General features: G+C 70.3%; 18 protein-coding genes. 13 read left to right on the forward strand and 5 right to left on the reverse strand.

The annotated features are described in order from the left end of the window. Positions 1-19: 19 nt before the first annotated feature. From ACIO3P_RS17085 to ACIO3P_RS17095, 3 genes are all read right to left on the reverse strand, one after another. Positions 20-502 carry a succinate dehydrogenase hydrophobic membrane anchor subunit gene (locus tag ACIO3P_RS17085; RefSeq protein WP_401854538.1) on the reverse strand — a complete coding sequence of 161 codons (483 nt, stop codon included), beginning with the start codon at positions 500-502 and terminating at the stop codon, positions 20-22. An 8-nt stretch (positions 503-510) separates the two neighbouring features. Next, a complete protein-coding gene (gene sdhC / locus ACIO3P_RS17090; RefSeq protein ID WP_329828799.1) occupies positions 511-891 on the reverse strand; it encodes a succinate dehydrogenase, cytochrome b556 subunit in 381 nt (126 codons plus the stop codon). Between the two features lie 188 nt (positions 892-1,079). Beyond that, positions 1,080-1,736: a 2-oxo-4-hydroxy-4-carboxy-5-ureidoimidazoline decarboxylase gene (locus ACIO3P_RS17095; RefSeq protein ID WP_401792323.1), complete on the reverse strand. Its 657-nt coding sequence runs from the start codon at positions 1,734-1,736 to the stop codon at positions 1,080-1,082. Positions 1,737-2,160: 424 nt separating this feature from the next. Here ACIO3P_RS17095 and ACIO3P_RS17100 point away from each other — a divergent pair, with 424 nt between their 5' ends. From ACIO3P_RS17100 to ACIO3P_RS17125, 6 genes are all read left to right on the forward strand, one after another. Further along, positions 2,161-3,753 carry a glycoside hydrolase family 20 protein gene (locus tag ACIO3P_RS17100; protein WP_401792325.1) on the forward strand — a complete coding sequence of 531 codons (1,593 nt, stop codon included), beginning with the start codon at positions 2,161-2,163 and terminating at the stop codon, positions 3,751-3,753. Positions 3,754-4,081: 328 nt separating this feature from the next. Beyond that, entirely contained in the window at positions 4,082-4,774 is a 693-nt protein-coding gene (locus ACIO3P_RS17105) for a DUF4328 domain-containing protein (RefSeq protein ID WP_401854536.1), read from the forward strand. A 146-nt stretch (positions 4,775-4,920) separates the two neighbouring features. Beyond that, positions 4,921-5,562 (forward strand): hypothetical protein, encoded by a 642-nt coding sequence (locus ACIO3P_RS17110; RefSeq protein WP_401854534.1) that lies wholly within the window; start codon positions 4,921-4,923, stop codon positions 5,560-5,562. Between the two features lie 199 nt (positions 5,563-5,761). Continuing rightward, the gene (locus ACIO3P_RS17115; protein ID WP_401792331.1) at positions 5,762-6,241 is read left to right on the forward strand and encodes a nuclear transport factor 2 family protein; all 480 of its coding nucleotides are present in this window, start codon (positions 5,762-5,764) and stop codon (positions 6,239-6,241) included. Between the two features lie 129 nt (positions 6,242-6,370). After that, positions 6,371-7,012, forward strand: a complete 642-nt coding sequence (locus tag ACIO3P_RS17120) for an RBBP9/YdeN family alpha/beta hydrolase (RefSeq protein ID WP_401854532.1) — start codon at positions 6,371-6,373, stop codon at positions 7,010-7,012. A gap of 200 nt (positions 7,013-7,212) precedes the next feature. Next, positions 7,213-7,443 carry an EamA family transporter gene (locus tag ACIO3P_RS17125; protein ID WP_329829656.1) on the forward strand — a complete coding sequence of 77 codons (231 nt, stop codon included), beginning with the start codon at positions 7,213-7,215 and terminating at the stop codon, positions 7,441-7,443. A gap of 56 nt (positions 7,444-7,499) precedes the next feature. Here ACIO3P_RS17125 and ACIO3P_RS17130 read toward each other — a convergent pair whose 3' ends face one another. Next, complete coding sequence (locus ACIO3P_RS17130; protein WP_401854530.1) at positions 7,500-7,919, reverse strand: cupin domain-containing protein; 420 nt, start codon at positions 7,917-7,919, stop codon at positions 7,500-7,502. 383 nt (positions 7,920-8,302) lie between these two features. Here ACIO3P_RS17130 and ACIO3P_RS17135 point away from each other — a divergent pair, with 383 nt between their 5' ends. From ACIO3P_RS17135 to ACIO3P_RS17145, 3 genes are all read left to right on the forward strand, one after another. Further along, positions 8,303-9,202 carry a helix-turn-helix transcriptional regulator gene (locus ACIO3P_RS17135; RefSeq protein ID WP_329828811.1) on the forward strand — a complete coding sequence of 300 codons (900 nt, stop codon included), beginning with the start codon at positions 8,303-8,305 and terminating at the stop codon, positions 9,200-9,202. A 431-nt stretch (positions 9,203-9,633) separates the two neighbouring features. Next, complete coding sequence (locus ACIO3P_RS17140; protein WP_401978170.1) at positions 9,634-10,392, forward strand: carboxymuconolactone decarboxylase family protein; 759 nt, start codon at positions 9,634-9,636, stop codon at positions 10,390-10,392. A gap of 161 nt (positions 10,393-10,553) precedes the next feature. Further along, on the forward strand, positions 10,554-11,687 hold the full coding sequence (locus ACIO3P_RS17145; RefSeq protein ID WP_329828813.1) for a sorbosone dehydrogenase family protein: 1,134 nt from the start codon (positions 10,554-10,556) through the stop codon (positions 11,685-11,687). A gap of 66 nt (positions 11,688-11,753) precedes the next feature. Here ACIO3P_RS17145 and ACIO3P_RS17150 read toward each other — a convergent pair whose 3' ends face one another. Further along, complete coding sequence (locus ACIO3P_RS17150; protein WP_401854526.1) at positions 11,754-12,647, reverse strand: helix-turn-helix transcriptional regulator; 894 nt, start codon at positions 12,645-12,647, stop codon at positions 11,754-11,756. Positions 12,648-12,879: 232 nt separating this feature from the next. Between ACIO3P_RS17150 and ACIO3P_RS17155 the strand changes: the two genes are divergently transcribed. The 4 genes from ACIO3P_RS17155 to ACIO3P_RS17170 all read left to right on the forward strand — a co-directional run bounded on the left by ACIO3P_RS17155 (position 12,880) and on the right by ACIO3P_RS17170 (position 15,604). Further along, complete coding sequence (locus ACIO3P_RS17155; RefSeq protein ID WP_329828815.1) at positions 12,880-13,206, forward strand: carboxymuconolactone decarboxylase family protein; 327 nt, start codon at positions 12,880-12,882, stop codon at positions 13,204-13,206. Between the two features lie 71 nt (positions 13,207-13,277). Next, a complete protein-coding gene (locus tag ACIO3P_RS17160) occupies positions 13,278-13,679 on the forward strand; it encodes a cupin domain-containing protein (RefSeq protein WP_329828816.1) in 402 nt (133 codons plus the stop codon). 65 nt (positions 13,680-13,744) lie between these two features. Continuing rightward, complete coding sequence (locus tag ACIO3P_RS17165) at positions 13,745-14,761, forward strand: zinc-dependent alcohol dehydrogenase family protein (protein WP_329828817.1); 1,017 nt, start codon at positions 13,745-13,747, stop codon at positions 14,759-14,761. A 75-nt stretch (positions 14,762-14,836) separates the two neighbouring features. Continuing rightward, a complete protein-coding gene (locus ACIO3P_RS17170) occupies positions 14,837-15,604 on the forward strand; it encodes a glucose 1-dehydrogenase (RefSeq protein WP_329828818.1) in 768 nt (255 codons plus the stop codon). The last annotated feature ends 31 nt before the right edge of the window (positions 15,605-15,635 follow it).

Raw genomic sequence — 15,635 nt, forward strand, 5'->3', positions numbered from 1 at the left:
GGTCTCGTCTGCCCCGGCTCTAGCGGATGTTCGGGTCGAAGGTGAAGATCACCAGCGAGCCCAGAAGGATGGTGAACACCGTGGCGGTGTACAGCAGGCCCTTGAGCCACAGGCGCGTGTTGGCACGCTCCGCGTAGTCGTTGATGATCGTGCGGAGGCCGTTGGCGCCGTGCAGCATGGCGAGCCAGAGCATCAGCAGATCCCAGACCTGCCAGAACGGGGAGGCCCAGCGGCCGGCCACGAAGGCGAAGCCGATCTTGGACACGCCGCCGTCCAGCACGAGCTGGATGAGCAGGTGGCCGATGACCAGGACGACGAGGACGACTCCGGACAGGCGCATGAAGAGCCACGCGACCATCTCGAAGTTGCCGCGGGTCGACTTGGGGGTCTTGCCGGTGCGTTTGCGCGGCGGCTCGATGAGCGGAGCCGGGTTGTCCACGTCGTAGAGGCTCTCGCCCTCGACGGGACTGATCGCGGAAGCGGGCGTGGTGTCGGTGGACATCAGAACTCTCAGCTCCCGAAGACTTCGCGTACGGCGTGGCCGAGCACGGGGTAGAGGGCGCCGACCATCAGGACGATCCAGATGCCCACGACGGACCAGAGCATCTGCTTCTGGTAGCGGGGGCCCTTGGCCCAGAAGTCCACGGCGATGACACGCAGGCCGTTGAGCGCGTGGAAGAGGATCGCGGCCACCAGGCCGTATTCGAGCAACGCCACGAGCGGCGTCTTGTAGGTCGCCACGACATCGTCGTACGCCTCTGGCGAGACGCGGACGAGAGCGGTGTCCAGCACGTGTACGAACAGGAAGAAGAAGATGAGCACGCCGGTGACTCGATGAGCCACCCACGACCACATTCCTTCCCGGCCGCGGTACAGCGTTCCAGCCGGCACGGAAAAGCCCTCCGGGAGCGGGGATCGGGGCCGGCCGCCATCTTCTACTCAATCAAGCACAGTGGTGTCGGTCGCGCCCGGCCGGGTACGGTCCACCGGCCCCGGCAATGGTAGCGACGACTTGTCGGTTCCTTCGCGTGGGGTCCCATAGATGTGATCAAACAGGCAATCAAACAGCCACGGACGGGCTATCGCTCCGCCCTGAGCAGCCCGAACGGTCCCGCACCGTACGGGGTCGCCGTACCGGATTCCGGCGTACGCGGGTCCGGCGGGCCCTGGGTCCGCCCGGGAGGGCCGGCCGGTCCGGAGAGCAGCCGGACGATCCGGCCCCGGGCGAGTCGCCGCAGCTCGTCGGCGGAGACGGAGCGCTCCAGGTCGGGGTCGTGCGAGAGCCGGGTGCGGATTCCGGCCAGTACGTGGTCCAGGTGCTCCTCGGGCCGGTGGCCGTCGAGGCTGATCACGAACGCGTGCCCGAAGCTGCTCTCGTACGCGGCGTGCGCGGCGCGCAGCGCGGTCGTCGCTGCGGGCGGCGCCGGGTGCGGCGGTACGGCGGAGGACTCGGCGGCGAGCGCCTCGGTGAGGTCGGCCACCGGGAGGTCGTAACCGGCCTCGTCGGAGGCGGCCAGCAGGGAGTCGAGATCGGGGTACGGGCGGTGTGCGGCGACGCGCCGGGCCCAGCGGCGGCTGCCGCAGCAGGTGAGCAGCGCGGCTTCGGCGTCGGCCTGCGGGGCGGCGTTGAAGCGGGCGAGCCCGGTCGGACAGGGGAGGCCGTCCGGGTGGCCGGCGTCTGATGCGCGGGACAGCGGAGGCTCCTCGAACGCGGTGGGACTGCGGCGGTCGGGCACATACCCCGCAGGCGCATGCCGGGGGAATGGCGTGATGTGGCGATCTTGGTGTGTGGCGGGTGGTACGACAGGTGCGGGTCACGTGTTGCGGGTGACATGGTGCGGGTGCGGGCGACAGGTGCGGGTGACCTGTGCGGGGTACATGCGCGTACGGCTGACCTGCGCGTACGGCCCTGCACGACCCGCACATACGGTCTGCACATGTGACCCGCACAGAGGCAGACGCGATCGCACGCGAAAAGGTTGAGCTCGGAGGGGCGGATGCGTCGTAAACGTTATCGATGCCTTGAGCGAGACGTCCGACGGCTGCGCGATATTCACCCGGATGGGAGAGTTTCGGCGCGCGGAATGGACGCCTCCGTGGGACCTTCGCCGTAATCGTGTCGCGCGTATGCCGTACATCCGCACAGAGGAGGTTTGAGTGATGTGGTCATCCCCGGGCACCCGGGCCGCCGGCGCGGCGGCCGTAGCCCTGGCCACCGCCGTCACCGTCGCGGGCTGCGACTCAGGGAGCGGAACCGCCGGCTCCTCGGACAACACGACGGGCCGCTCCGCCGCGAGCGCCACGCCCTCACCCACACGGTCCTATCCGCTCTCCACGGCACCGGAGTCCATACCGTCCGTACGGAAGCACGAGGCGGCCAGAGGCCCCGGCTGGAAACCCGCCCCGAACAGCGGTGTCGTCATAGCCAAGGGCAGTGAGGGGCTGGCCGACGAGGGGAAGCTGCTCTCCCAGGAGCTGAAGATCTCCTACCGGGGCGCGGTCGCCGCCCGGGCCGGCGATGTCGAGCTCGCTCTCGCGAGCGGCAGCGGCGCCGCCGAGTCGTACACCCTCACCGCCCGCGACAACAAGGTCCGGATCACCGGGCCTGACCAGGCCGGGGTCTTCTACGGCACCCGCACGCTCAAGCAGGCCGTACGCGCCCAGGGCACCATGCCGGAAGGCGTCGTGAAGGACGCTCCCGCCCGCCCGCAGCGCGGGCTCAACCTCGACATCGCCCGCAAGTACTACACGCCGGGGTGGATCGAGGACCGGCTGCGCGAGATGGCCGACCTCAAGCTCAACCAGCTCGGCCTGCACTTCTCCGACGACCAGGGGTTCCGGATCGAGTCGACGACCCACCCCGAGATCGTCTCCCGGCAGCACCTCACCAAGGCCCAGGTCCGCCGGATCCTGGCGCTCGCCGACCGGCTGCACATCACCGTCGTCCCGGAGATCGACTCGCCCGGACACCTCGGCGCCGTGATGCGCGCGCACCCCTCCCTCCAGCTCCGCAACGTCAACGGGAAGCCGACCCAGGGCGCGATCGACATCTCCCAGCCGGCCGCGGCGAAGATCGTGGACGACCTCCAGAGCGAGTTCGCCCAGCTCTTCCCCGGCCAGTGGTGGAACCTCGGCGCGGACGAGTACCAGGCCCTGGTGGTCCCGAACCCCGAGTCCTCGTACCCGAAGCTGGCGCGGCTCGCGGTCCAGAAGTACGGCGCGAACGGGCGGATCCAGGACCTGACGACGGCCTGGACGAACGCCCGGGGCAAGGCGCTCGGCCCGTACGGCAAGAAGCTCAAGGTCTGGAACGACGGCCTGTTCAAGGGCGGTGTCGTGAAGGCCGACCCGGACATGGAGGTCCAGTACTGGACGGGCAAGGAGCTCGGGGCGCGCGAGCCGGTCGCGTACCTGAGTGAGGGACGCAAGGTCGTGAACTTCAACGACGAGTACCTCTACTACGTGCTCGGCCAGCCGAACGACTTCGTCTACCCGACCGGGAAGCGGATCTACGAGGACTGGACCCCGCTGGTCCTGCGCGGCACGAAGCCGGTGCCCGAGCGGTACTCGCAGCAGATCCAGGGCGGCATGTTCGCCATCTGGGGCGACTTCCCGAACGCCCAGACCGAGGCCCAGGTCGCCCAGGGCATCAAGCTGCCGCTGGCCGCCGTGTCCCAGAAACTGTGGAACCCGGACAAGCCCACGCTGAGCTGGAGCGCGTTCAAGGCGCTCGCGGAGAAGCTCGGCGTCTGAGACCGGCCGGAACGTGGCGGATCCGGAACCTGGCGGATCCGGAACCTGCTGGATCCGGAACCTGGCGGATCCGGAACCTGGTGGACAGGGCGCCCGCGGGGCACATATGTTCCGCGGGCGCCCTGGGTGGGCGCGGAACAGGCCCGCGGGGCCTGGGGGAGGGCCCGCCTTCGGGCCTCGGGGGGTTTGTTTTTCCATGCTGTGTTCCCAGTGCCGCGCCAGAGCCGCGACCACCACGGAAGGGCTCTGCGCCGAGTGCGCCGCGGCGGGGCCGGTCCCGCCGCAAGCTCCCGCGCCGATCCCTCCGCGAGCCCCGATGCCCACGCCCATGCCCATGCCCATGCCGATGCCGATGCCCGGCGGGCCCCGGCTCGCCTCGCCGGTCGGGCTCGGCAAGGCGCTGGTCGCCCTGTTCTGCGCCGTCATCGCCACGGACCTCTTCGCACTCCTGGCGGGCGCCCGGGTGCACGGACTGACGACCGACATCATCAACGAGGACTTCGACGCCTTCACGGACGAGGACCTGGACCGTGCCGACCTGCTCTACTCCGCGTCAGGGGTGGCGCAGGTCGCCGCGGTCGTCGCCACGGCCGTCGTCTTCCTCGTCTGGTTCCACCGGGTACGGAGGAACGCGGACGTCTTCGACCCGAGCGCCCACCGCATGTCCGCCGGCTGGGCCATCGGCGGCTGGTTCGTCCCGTTCGCCAACTTCCTGCTGCCGCGCCGGGTCGCCGGCGACATCTGGGCGGCGAGCACCCTCCCAGGACCGGACGGCGGGGCGCCCCGGGTGTCGTACGCCCTCGTCAACGCCTGGTGGACGGCGTGGGTCTGCACGCTGGTCCTGGGGCGGTACGCCTCCCGCGTGTACGACACGGCGGAGGAGGCCGAGGAGATCCGGCAGGCCGCCGCCGTGCTCTTCGCCGTGGACCTGCTGGACATCGTCGCCGCCGTGCTCGCCCTGCTCTTCGTACGGAAGCTGACCCGTATGCAGCACGCGAGGGCGACCGGCGCCCGGGTCTGACGTGTTCAGGGCGGGCCATTGAAAGATGGTTGATGCATGCATGGGCGTTCCATGGCCTATGGGCGGTCTACGCGCGACTCGTGGTGACATTTTCCGGCGGACCGGCGCAGTACTGGTCAGTACTGCGTCCGCGACGGGAGACATTCATGAGCCTGGTGAAACTGATCGCGCAAGCGGACGAGCGGGGCCTCGCCACCAGCGGTCTGGCCTGCCTCGACCGGTGCCTGCCCCCCTCGGCCGGGGAGACCGACGCGCTGCGTCCGCTGTGGGCGGGCGCGGCGGCCGGTGAGACGGAGTGGCCGGACCGGCTGGCGGAGGCGCGCGGCGCCCTGGACGCGGTGATCGCGGCGGAGCCCGAGCCGGATCCGGGTGCCTCGGGGGCCGCGGGCGTCACCCTCGCGCTCGTACGGACGATGCTCGGCTCCGCGCCGTCCCACTGGGAGGCCGAGCCGCTGCGGGTCTGGGCGGACACCTGCTCCGTCGTCGCGCTGGAGATCCACCAGAAGCTCGACGCGGTCGGCGAGAGCGGCAGCGCCGCCGCGGCGGAGTGGCTGCTGCGCTGCCGCGAGGACCCGGCGGCCGTCGCCGACGCGGTGGACAGTACGGAGGGCGGCGACGGCGTCGGTCCGCTGGTCGCCGGTGAACTGCGGCGCCAGATACGGATCCTGGAGATCCTGGGCGACCCGGCGGGGGACGCGGGCGCGATGCGCCGGGCGATGGACCTGTCGACCGAGGGCCAGCGGGTGCTGCGCGCCGTGGTCTCCCGCAGGGCGCGGGCACGGAGTTGACGGTGGCGGTGGCGGTGGCGGCGGTGGTGGCGGTGGCGGCGGAGGCGGCGGAGGGGCCGGTTCCGCCGCCCGGATCGTCGGGGTATTCCTGTGCGGGGGTAGCGTGGTGGCGATGGAGACGCTGACCGCATGCCATTCAGGAATGCCGTGTGAAGGGGCTGTGACACAAAGCGGATCGCACGCTGGAGAGAGGTAGCCGGTGTACCACCGAATCGTTGCCGCAAAGCTCCGTCAAGCCTTTTCCGATATCAACGCGGGGAACTGGCAGTCCATGGTGGACACGCTGGCACCCGAATTCACCTACGTGTTCCACGGTGAGCACGCGCTCTCCGGCGAGCGGCATACGGTCGAGGCGATGAGCCTGTGGTGGCAGCGGGTCTTCCGGCTGTTTCCCGGCGCCGGATTCGAGCCGCTGGACATCGTCATCTCCGGCGGCCCCTGGCTGACCAGGGTGGCGACCCGGGTACGTATCGGCGGCCCGCTGCCCGACGGCACGCGCTACGACAACATCATGACCCAGTTCATGTGTCTGAAGTGGGGCAGGATCACCGAGATCCACACCCTGGAGGACACCGTCGTACTCCAGCGGGCACTGGATTCCATCGCCGCCTCCGGCCATGCGGAAGCACACGCCGAGCCCATCACCGACGCGTACGCGCGCTCCGTCCGGCAGCGCTAGCCCCCTCCGTGGCTTCTAACCAGCCTGTATGGCTTGACAGGTTATAGGTGTGTGGGTCAACCTACAGCCGACCTAACCGATTGCGCGCGCTTAAAGGGTTAAGCGATCAGGGCCGGGACGAGGAGACACATGACTGAGATGCCCGGCCCTCCTCCGTCCTCGCCTCCGCCCGCGCGGCGCTTCCTCATGGTGCACGGCGTGCAGCACCGTCGCCCGCGGCAACACTGGCTGTGGTGGTTGACCGAGGCCCTGCGCCGGCGGGGCGAGCAGGTGCTCTATCCGCAGTTCCCCGCGCCCGAGCAGCCGTCGATGGGCGAATGGATCGATCTCCTCCACGCCGAGCTGGCTCAACTCGGCGATCAGGAGCGCGTCGTGGTGTGTCACTCCCTCGGCTGCGCCCTGTGGCTGCGGGCCGCCCAGACCCTGCGCGCCGACCTGCGCGTCACTCGGGTGCTGCTGGTGTCCCCGCTCGGTGACCAGGCGTTCACCGCGGCCAACGGCAATGAGGAGTTCAAGCTTGAGCGCGTCGACCGTGAACTCCTCGCCGCCGCGTCGACCAGGCCGCCGCATGTGGTCGTCTCGGCGACCGATCCGTACGCGCCCGCCGACCCGCGCGCGTGGAGCGCCGCGCTCGGCCTGGACTGCGACGTCCTCCCCGCCGCCGGCCACATCACCCCCGGGGACGGTTACGGCCCTTGGCCGGCCGCACTCGACTGGTGCCTGCGCGAACAGACCCCCGTGTCGGCCGTCACGGCCCGTGAACCCGGATGAGCCCGTGGCGGTCATCGGGTGCGGCGCACAAAGGGGCTGGCGATGCCCGACGCGCACGTCCGGGGCAGGGCGTGACCGCGACGCGTACCAGTACCACCGCCGCGATCCATGGACCGAGTACACCCTTACCGGCCGCCGCGGCACCGGCATTCCGCCGATCACGAGTACCGCCCCGCAAGCACTTGTATCGCTGATCGGTCATCTCCGCCGCGCTGTGGAACCGAGCCCTGACGACGATCCCGCCCGAGCGCGCTGGAGTGTTCCTGAACTTGATCACGGTCTTCACCGTGCTCATCTCCGTCGCGCTCGGGAAGCCGTTCACCGTCGCGGAAGCGACAGGCGGCGCGGTCGTGCTCGGCGGGGTCGCGATGACCAACGCCCAGGCTCTCCGTGGCGGCAGGGCACGAAATGATGCCCGGATGTCCCGCTGAACCGTCGGCCACCGAGACGTGTCCGGTGCGAGGTCATACCGTGGCGCTGCTCCGGCTCAACAACGGGTGCTGTCGCGCGGGCCGTTGTATTCGGCCTCACGCACGTGCTCCAGCCATGTGTTTTCCGGACCGCCGCCCGGACCGGGGTTCTCCCACAGTGCAAGGTGCGTCATGAAGTGGTCGGGCGCGGCACCGTGCCAGTGCTGCTCGCCAGGCGGTGTGTAGACGATGTCGCCGGGGTGGGCTTCGAGAATCTTGCCGCCGCGGGACTGGATGAGGGCGATGCCTTCGACGATGTAGAGGGTCTGCCCCAGGCCGTGCGAGTGCCAGGCGGAGCGGGCGCCGGGAGCGAAGCGGACCATGTTCGCCCGCGCGCGGGAGGGCTCTTCGCCCTGGTGGATGACATCGAACCAGACGTCTCCCGCGAAATTCTCCGCCGGTCCCTTTCCGGTCGGCCGCTTCTCCAATAGCTCCATGCTGTTCCTCCTCGGTGTTGCCGCACTGCTGATGCCGCCACTGGCCGCCACGAGCGGCAGGGGTACGGTCAGGGCCGCGGCGGATCGAAGTACGGTGCGCCGGTTCAACCGGCTGCTCGGCAACCGCATGTGGTCACGTCCTGTCTCAGTGGGCTTCGCCGGCGGACGGCAGTCCCCCGGACCGGTCCGCCCGCTCCTGCGATTCCTTCCGCCGTGGCGCCGGGCCGTATCTCCTTGCCTGACAGTGGCGGGCCAGCCGTCCACCGCTGTGCTCCGCGGCTGTCCATGACGAAACCGCAGTCCGCGGTGGCGTGGGAGGGCCTGCGGATGGGTGTACTGACAGGACACCCCACGACGGTGCGGGTCGACGTAGCCTCGACGGCATGGACCACCGCAGGGAGATCCGCAGGTTCCTGACGAGTCGGCGTGGCAAGATCACTCCGCAGCAGGCCGGATTGCCCTCGTACGGTGGCAACCGGCGCGTTCCTGGCCTGCGGAGGGAGGAGGTCGCCTCGCTCGCCGGGGTGAGTGTGGAGTATTACGCCCGGCTTGAGCGCGGCAACCTCGTCGGCGTCTCCCAATCCGTGCTCGACTCGCTCGTGCGGGCCCTGCAACTCGACGAAGCCGAGTGCGCACACCTGCTCGATCTGGCACGGACGGCGAACTCCACCGGTCGCAAGCAGCACCGGCGCCCCCCGCGGCCGATCCGTCCGGCCCTGCGGAACCTCCTTGACGCGATGACGGAAGCCCCCGCGTTCATCCGCAACGGCCGCCTGGACATCCTCGCCACCAACCGGCTCGGCCAGGCTCTGTACCGGCCGGTGCTCCGCAGCCCCGTCCAGCCTGCGAACCTTGCCAGGTTCGGTTTCCTGGACCCCGCCGCCGCCGACTTCCTGCCCGACCTGGAGTCCATGTCCGCTGCCACGGTGGCGCTCCTGCACACCGAGGCGGGACTTGACCCGTACAACCCGGACCTCACCGCGCTCATCGGGGAACTCTCCACCCGCAGCGAGGAGTTCCGTGCCCTGTGGGCCGCGCATGACGTCCAGCTCCACCGGAGCGGGACCAAGAGATTCCGTCATCCGGCCGTGGGCCCCCTCAGCCTCGGCTTCGAGTCCCTGCCCGTTTCGACCGATCCAGGTCTGACGCTCGTCGCCATGAGCGCCGAGCCCGGCACCGCATCCCACGACGGCCTGAAACTACTCGCCAGTTGGGCGGCCTCCACCGACCAGGACGGCGGCCGGTCTCGATCGGTACCTCGCACGGAGGACCGGGCGTCGTAGCGACCGGTCCCTCCCCGGTCGCCCGGCGTTCCCCCGCTCGGGGCACCGCCTGAAGCGCTCTCTCGCGCCCGTGACCCGAGCCCGCCGACATCAGGTGCCGGGGCCCGGCCTGTGCCGGCACGATCACGCTTTCCTGCCCGCCAGGACTTTGGGTCGAGCTCCTCCGGCGGTACGGCCAGGGATGCCGTTGAGGTTCCGTCGAGAGTTCCCGCGATGGGATGTACTGCCAATACACCTCACATCAGGTCCTTCCACGCGCGGTTGACCTGCGATGTCCTCGATCTTGTCACCTGTCGCGGTGCTGGAGCCGGCATCCGGCCCGTGCGCCGGCATCGCATTCGCCGGGCGCCGCACGCCACCTTGAGCGCCGTCGCCCCCCGAGAAGCAGAGGTTCACCAGTGAAGCACCGTGTACTGCCGAGCATCGCCGTCGTGACCGCCCTGGTAGCCCTGGTGGGGTGCAGTGCGACGGAGGACGACACCGAGAAGAGCCAGGCCGGTTCCACAACTGCCATGGCGGATGTCGGGGACGTGGCTCCTGCGCTGGACGCGTACCACAAGAAGGACGTCCTGCGGCTCTGGCAGCGCCCGGGGCTCTCGGACCGCGATCGGAGCCTCGTGACGGTCGCCCACATGATCGCCGGCGGGCACACCGCCGAGCTTCCCTTCTACGTCGACAAGGCGATCGGCGACGGCGTGAGGCCGCGCGAGATCTCCGAAGCCGTCACACACCTGGCGTTCTACAGCGGCTGGCAGAACGCGCGAGCGGCGATCCCGGGCATCAGGAGCGTCTTCGACGAGCGAGGCGTCAAGAAGTCCGAGCTCCCCGCGGTTCAGCCCGATCTGCTGCCGTTGGACCAGGAAGCCGAGAAGACTCGCGACGATGATGTCCGCTCCGACTTCGATGCGGTGTCTCCGGGAGTCGTCGAGAGCACCCGCGATGTCGTTTTCCGGGACCTGTGGCTCCGCCCCGACCTCAGGCCGCGGGACCGCAGCCTGGTGACCGTGGTCTCGCTGATCACCAACGGGCAGTCGGAACAGCTCACGTACCACCTGGGCCGGGCCATGGACAACGGACTGACGTCGGCCCAAGCCGGTGAAATGCTCAACCAGCTCGCCTTCTACGCCGGCTGGCCCAGGGTCTTCTCCGCCTTGCCTGTGGCCAAGGACGTTCTGAACTCACGCACGTGACCCCACGAGAGCGCAGGCCGGAACGGCGGCGTCACCACCCGGGGCCCGACCGCCCCGGCGTCGAGCTGCCGGTTCAGGAAATGCCTCTCCGGCAGCGGCGGGGCGTCCAGGCAGGCCCCCGGCGCTGTTGTCCGCCCGGCACACCTCTTGGAGACAATCCCATGAAGAGACACCTCGCCCTCGCCCTCACCACCGTGCTCACCCTGGCGGCCTGTTCAGCACCCGCGACCGAGCGGGAGACGCCCCGGACCTCGTCCTCCTACACCGGACCGGACCCGGCGGCCGGCAGCGACTACACCGGCCCCGGCCTGACCGGGCTGACCACCGACGACTGGAACGTCACGGTCGTCAGCGACGAACTGAACTACCCCTGGGAAGTCAGGATCTCCGACGGCACACTGATCGTGACCGAGGTCGAGGGCACCCTCGCGACGATCGACGTGGACGGCAACCTCGAACGGTCCGAGGTGCGCACCTCGGACCCCGTCCGGCACGACGGCGGCAGCGGGCTGATGGGACTCGCCCTCGCCGACGACTTCGCCGACACCGGTACCGCGTACATCTACTACACGTACGCCGAGGGATCCGCCCTCGCGAACCGGATAGCCCAGGTCCACTACGACGGGACGACGTGGACGGAGACGCGCAGCCTGCTCGACGGCATCCCCGGACACGAGCTGTACAACGGGGGACGGCTCGCGATCGGGCCCGACGGCAATCTGTACGCCACCACGGGCTGGGTCCACAACGAGGACTTCCCGCAGGACAGGGACAGCCTGGCCGGGAAGATCCTCAGGATGGATCTCGAAGGCCGGCCAGCGGCGGGCAATCCCTTCGACGACTCCTACGTCTACTCCTACGGGCACCGCAACCCTCAGGGGCTGGCCTGGGACAGCGACGGCCGGCTCTACTCCGCGGAGCACGGCGAGTCCGCCCACGACGAGATCAACCGCATCGTCCCCGGCGGCAATTACGGGTGGCCGCTCGTCCAGGACGACAGCCGGCGGGCGGGCATGGAGGCTCCCTTCATCAGCTCCGGCGACAGCACATGGGCGCCGTCCGGCATCGCCTTCGCGGGCAATGATCTGCTCGTGGCGGCGCTCGGCGCCCAGATCCTCTACGCGGCCGACGAGGACAAGGACGGGCTGGAGCCGGTCTTCAGCTCCGGGGAGCGGGCGCGCGCCGTGCTGCCCTACCAGGACGGCGTCTATGTGACCTCGACGAACACCTCCCCGCGCGCCACGACCAGGTCCGACACCGCCGACCGCCTGCTGTGGATCCGGCCGGCCCGGTAGCGCCCATGTGCGCGCTGTGGCAACCAGGCACAAGGCGCCCAACGCCCGACCTGAGGCGGCGCGTGGTCACACGGTGTGTTCGCTGCCGGTGGGGGCGGGCGACGCTGCCTCGTCGTGGTCGAGGGTGGCGAACCAGGTGGCGAGGAGCTTGAGCGCGTCCTGGGCGGGGGTACCGGGTCCGGCGCTCAGGGCGGTGAGGGTGAGGCCGGGGTCGGTGGGAACGGGCAGGGCTTCGAAGGTGAGGGTCAGGTCGCCCACGCCGGGGTGGTGGAAGCGTTTGACACCGGTGTGGTGCAGGCGCACGTCGTGGGCGGCCCACAGGGAGCGGAAGGCTTCACTCCGGGTGGACAGCTCCCCGATCAGGTCGCTGAGGTCACGGTTGTACGGGTCCTGGCCTGCCTCGGTGCGCAGGAGGGCGGCGGCTGCGGCCCGCTGGGCGCCCAGTTCGGTCATGTATTCGCCGGCGGCGGGATTGAGGAACTGGTAGCGGGCGATGTTGACCGGCCGGGCGGGGTCCTGGAACAGGGGCCAGTAGAGAGCTTTGCCGAGGCGGTTGGCGGCCAGGATGTCGAGGCGGCCGTTGCGGATGAAGGCGGGCGCGTCGGTCATCGCGTCGAGGAGCTGCCGCAAGGCGGGCCGGACGGACTGTGCGGCGCGGCGGCGTGCGGGGCGGCGGGTGGTGCCGGCGCTGCGAGCCAGGTCCATGAGGTGGGCGCGCTCGGAGTCGTCCAGCCGGAGGGCGCGGGCAAGGGAGTCGAGGACGGCTTCGGAGGCGCCGGAGAGGCTGCCGCGTTCCATCCGGGCGTAGTACTCGGCGCTGACCCCGGCGAGCATCGCGACCTCTTCGCGCCGCAGCCCTTTGACCCGTCGGTGCCCGGAGTCCGGAAGACCGACCTGCTGTGGGGTGATCTTGGCGCGGCGGCTGGTGAGGAACGCGCGGACCTCGCTTCGGTTGTCCATGTCATCGAGGCTACGACGATCCTGGCGCGGGAGAGGTGCACTGCGAGTACACGCATTGACGGGTCCTTCCGTGCGCCTGCGAGCCGCTGTTTCCTCGACAGCGGGCCGACAAACCGGCCGACCGCCCGCTCCGGTGGCGCACACCGTGACCGCGGAGCGGAATGGAAGCCGGATGCCCGTTCCCCGGCCAGTCGTCGGGGACGCGCCGGGCGTCCGAGGAAAGGAGCCTTCGATGTCGGAGAACAAGCAGACCGTGGGGGCGCGTGAGCAGTTCGGGGATCTTGCCCCGGCGCTGGCCGGATACAGCGAGGACGTCCTGTTCGGGCAGGTGTGGGAGAACCCGGACCTGTCCGCCCGTGACCGCAGCCTCGTGACCGTGGCCAGCCTGATCACCAGCGGCAGTACCGAGCAGCTCGCCTTCCACCTGGGCAAGGCCCGCGAGAACGGGGTGGGCGACAAGGAGCTGGTCGAGACGGTCACGCACCTGGCGTTCTACGCCGGGTGGCCCAAGGCCATGTCCGCGCTCACGGTCGCACGCGGCGTCCTGACCGACTCCTGAGCCGGCCCCGGCCCCTCTGCCTCCACCAGTGCGTGGCCCGACCACGACAGAGCGTATGCAAGGAGACGATCATGGAGATCATCCAGCCCCCGGCGACAGTGAAGCTGCCGGCGGAGATGTTCACCGGGGATGCGTGGGCGGATGTGATCCACCGCGGTGAGGGCCCCTCCCGTACGCGGGCGAACATGGTGCGCTTCGCTCCCGGCGCCCGGACCGCGTGGCACTCCCACGGCCTGGGCCAGACCCTCTACATCGTGGAGGGCATCGCCCTGATCCAGGCCCGCGGCGAGATCGTCGAGGCCCACCCCGGGGACGTGATCTTCACCCCGGCCGGTGAGGAGCACTGGCACGGCGCGGCCCCGGACCGGTTCATGACACACATCGCGCTGTGGGAGGGCGACGAGGTCGACTGGCTGGAGCACGTCACGGATGACGAGTACACCGGCCCCCGCCGCCCCGCCCGCACCCCCTGACCTCCGCGGGCGCCCGCGACCCTGCGGCGCCCCGCCACGCACCTCTCGCGACTACGGAAAGAACCATGCGCGCAACTGTGCTGTACGCCCCCCGTGACGTCCGGGTCGAAGACCGGCCCAGGCCCGCCCTCCAGCAGCCCACCGATGCGGTGATCCGCACCGTCGTGACCTGCGTGTGCGGCTCGGACCTGTGGGACTACCGCGGCATCAACGAGGTCGCCGGGCCCACGCCCGGCGGTCACGAGTACGTCGGCATCGTCGAAGAGGTCGGCAGCGAGGTGACCGGTGTCAAGCCCGGCCAGCTTGTCGTCGGATCGTTCTTCGCCTCCGACAACACCTGCCCCCACTGCGAGAACGGCTACCAGACCAACTGCCTGCACCGCGAGTTCGTCGGCGGCGCCCAGGCCGAGTACGTCCGTGTCCCGCTCGCCGACGGCACCCTCGTCCATGTCCCCGGCGATGTCGCGGACGAGCACCTGCCCAGCCTGCTGGCCTGCTCCGACGTGATGGGCACCGGCTGGTACGCGGCCGTCGCCGCCCAGGTCGAGCCGGGCGACACCGTCGTGGTGGTCGGCGACGGCGCGGTCGGGCTGTGTGCGGTCATCGCCGCCAAGGAACTGGGAGCCGGGCGGATCATCGCCATGTCCCGGCACGAGCCGCGGCAGAAGCTGGCCCGCGAGTTCGGCGCCACCGACATCATCGCCGAGCGCGGCGAGGAAGGCGTCGCCCGGGTCAAGGCGCTGACCGGCGGCATCGGCGCGGATGCCGTCCTGGAGTGTGTGGGCACCGCCGACTCCATGCGGCAGTCCCTGAACTCCACCCGCCCCGGCGGCCACGTCGGTTTCGTCGGCGTCCCGCACGGCGTGCGGATCGACGGCGAGGAACTGTTCTTCTCCCACGTCGCCCTGCGCGGCGGCCCCGCACCGGTCCGCGCCTTCCTGCCCGACCTCATCCGGCGCGTCCTGGACGGCCGGATCAACCCGGGCAAGGTCTTCGACCTGGAACTGCCCCTGGACCAGGCCGCCGAGGGCTACAAGGCCATGGACGAGCGTCGCGCCATCAAGGCCCTCCTGCGCCCCTGACACACGAAGCGCACCCCCGAAAGTCCACGCAGCACCGGCCGGCACCCGTACCGTCCGGAGATTGGAATCCTTCCCGTGAACCCGCAGTACAACTTCGAAGGCCAGGTCGCCCTGGTCACCGGCGCGGCCTCCGGCATGGGCCTGGCCGCCGCCCGCGCCTTCGCCGAGGCCGGCGCCGCCGTCGTCCTGGCCGACGTCAACAAGGACGCCGTCCAGAACGCCGCCAAGGAACTCACCGACGCCGGCCACCAGGCCATCGGCGTGGTGTGCGACGTGACCGACGAGGACCAGGCCGCCGCCATGGTCCAGAGCGCGGTGGACACGTACGGCCGCCTGGACATGGCGTTCAACAACGCCGGAATCCAGGCCCCGCCCTCGGACGCCGCCGACGAGAGCGCCGAGGATTTCGACCGCGTCAACGCCGTCAACCTGCGCGGCGTCTGGGCCGCCCAGAAGCACGAACTGCGCCAGATGCGGACCCAGGGCTCCGGCGCGATCGTCAACTGCTCCTCGCTGGGCGGACTGGTCGGGCTGCCCGAGCGCGCCGCCTACCACGCCTCCAAGCACGGCGTGATCGGCCTGACCAAGAGCGCCGCGGTCGAGTACGCCCCCCGGGGCATCCGCATCAACGCCATCTGCCCCGGCGTCATCGAGACCCCGATGGTCGCCGACATGCTCGAAGGCCAGGCTGAAGCCATGGCCGAGATCATGAAGCAGCAGCCCATCGGCCGTCTCGGCCAGGCCGAAGAGGTCGCCGCGGCCGCCGTGTGGCTGTGCAGCCCCGCCGCCGGCTTCGTCCTCGGCGTCGCCCTGCCCGTCGACGGCGGCTACACCACCCACTAGGTCCTGTCCGGGGCGGCACCCCCCTCGTACC

It is taken from the genome of Streptomyces sp. NPDC087310 (assembly GCF_044744405.1).
Classification (GTDB): domain Bacteria; phylum Actinomycetota; class Actinomycetes; order Streptomycetales; family Streptomycetaceae; genus Streptomyces.

Coding starts and splice junctions, on each gene's coding strand:
- ACIO3P_RS17135 (WP_329828811.1), top strand. CDS start 8,303: ATGGACCACCGCAGGGAGATCCGCAGGTTCCTGACGAGTCGGCGTGGC.
- ACIO3P_RS17160 (WP_329828816.1), top strand. CDS start 13,278: ATGGAGATCATCCAGCCCCCGGCGACAGTGAAGCTGCCGGCGGAGATG.
- ACIO3P_RS17105 (WP_401854536.1), top strand. CDS start 4,082: ATGCCCATGCCCATGCCGATGCCGATGCCCGGCGGGCCCCGGCTCGCC.
- ACIO3P_RS17165 (WP_329828817.1), top strand. CDS start 13,745: ATGCGCGCAACTGTGCTGTACGCCCCCCGTGACGTCCGGGTCGAAGAC.
- ACIO3P_RS17145 (WP_329828813.1), top strand. CDS start 10,554: ATGAAGAGACACCTCGCCCTCGCCCTCACCACCGTGCTCACCCTGGCG.
- ACIO3P_RS17100 (WP_401792325.1), top strand. CDS start 2,161: ATGTGGTCATCCCCGGGCACCCGGGCCGCCGGCGCGGCGGCCGTAGCC.
- ACIO3P_RS17130 (WP_401854530.1), bottom strand. CDS start 7,919: ATGGAGCTATTGGAGAAGCGGCCGACCGGAAAGGGACCGGCGGAGAAT.
- ACIO3P_RS17150 (WP_401854526.1), bottom strand. CDS start 12,647: ATGGACAACCGAAGCGAGGTCCGCGCGTTCCTCACCAGCCGCCGCGCC.
- ACIO3P_RS17120 (WP_401854532.1), top strand. CDS start 6,371: ATGACTGAGATGCCCGGCCCTCCTCCGTCCTCGCCTCCGCCCGCGCGG.
- ACIO3P_RS17110 (WP_401854534.1), top strand. CDS start 4,921: ATGAGCCTGGTGAAACTGATCGCGCAAGCGGACGAGCGGGGCCTCGCC.
- ACIO3P_RS17085 (WP_401854538.1), bottom strand. CDS start 502: ATGTCCACCGACACCACGCCCGCTTCCGCGATCAGTCCCGTCGAGGGC.
- ACIO3P_RS17155 (WP_329828815.1), top strand. CDS start 12,880: ATGTCGGAGAACAAGCAGACCGTGGGGGCGCGTGAGCAGTTCGGGGAT.